At 69.6% G+C, this 1,176-nt stretch carries 1 protein-coding gene; it reads right to left on the bottom strand.

Annotation, left to right across the window (positions count from 1 at the left end):
- Positions 1-17: 17 nt before the first annotated feature.
- Positions 18-1,099 (bottom strand): IS630 family transposase gene (locus PUR71_RS40985; RefSeq protein WP_443077324.1). Its coding sequence is split into 2 segments (ribosomal slippage): positions 18-611 and positions 614-1,099, totalling 1,080 coding nucleotides; the frame shifts between segments, so codons are not numbered across the junction.
- Positions 1,100-1,176: the final 77 nt, after the last annotated feature.

The following is a 1,176-nucleotide window of genomic DNA, read 5'->3' as shown; positions in this document are numbered from 1 at the left end:
TTACTGACTTCGGCGCTTCAAGGTGATGGCGGTGGGAGGTCGAGGGAGAGTCCGGTCCCGGTGAGGAAGCCGTCGAGGACGTCGGATCGGTACTGGAGCCGTTTGAGGCGGTTGCGGACGACCGCGGCGAGTCGCTCCAGAGCCACGCTGGCGAGGTTCGCCAGGCTGCGCTTGACGTGGGCCCATAGGTACTCGACCGCGTTCAGCTCGGGTGCGTATGCGGGCAGGATGAACACCGTCAGCCAGTCCCGCGCGTTGATCAAGTCACGCATGGCATGGGAGACATGGGTGTTCAACCGGTCCCACACCAGCACGATCGGCGCCTTGACCAGCTGGTGGACCCCGTCTATCAGCCCGATGTAGTCACGCTCGGACAGGCTGCGGCGTTCGCCCTTGCGCCCGGTATGGCACCGCAGCCGGTGACACAGCCGGGTCCGCGAGCCCGGCCGCATCGCGATCAGCCCGGCGACCGAGACCCGTCCGGAGCCCCGGCCGCCCACCCTCACGACCGGGGTGATGCCACGGCGTCCCCACGTGCGTGCCTTGGGCGGTCTGCGGGTGAACCCCGCTTCGTCCTCGAAGCAGAGCCATCCGTCGCAGGCCGCCCGGGCGCTTTTACCTCCGCCCAGGTCACCTCCATCCACGCGGACACGGCCTGCTCGTCGCGTTCCGCGGCACGCCGCGTGGGGACCTGCGGGGTGAAGCCGAGTCGGTGCATCAGGCGGGTGGCCCCCGAGACGCTGTAGGACACGTGGAACTCGCGGCCGATCAGCGTCGCCACCCGCGCGCCGGTCCACACCTGGTCCTCGTCCCAGCCGTGCACGGCCGACCCCTGCTCGAGGTACTCGGCCAGCTTCGCCCGGCACCGCGCCGACAGCTTGCAACGCTGCCCACCCGGTCCCCGTGAAGCCAGCGCCCCGGCCCCGCCCTCCCGCCAGGCCTGGTGCCACTGGTAGGCCGACTTCGTGGTCACCCGCAACCTGCGGGCAACCTCCTTCGGTGGGACGCCTTCATCGAACAACGCGGCGGCCTCCAGCCGCACCGCCTCGCGGCGCTGACGTGCCTTTGCCGTCAGCCCGCCCCCATCCGCATAACGCATACCAACGGCATAGCGCGCACACGGCCGTCAGTCAGCTACCCAAACAGGCCAATCACCTCGAAGCGCCAAGGTCAGTA

Origin of the sequence: Streptomyces sp. SP17BM10 (assembly GCF_036322405.1) — a bacterium.
In the GTDB taxonomy this organism is placed as follows: domain Bacteria; phylum Actinomycetota; class Actinomycetes; order Streptomycetales; family Streptomycetaceae; genus Kitasatospora.
Note: the sequence above shows the minus strand (reverse complement) of the source record. Positions and strands in the feature narration are given on the sequence as shown.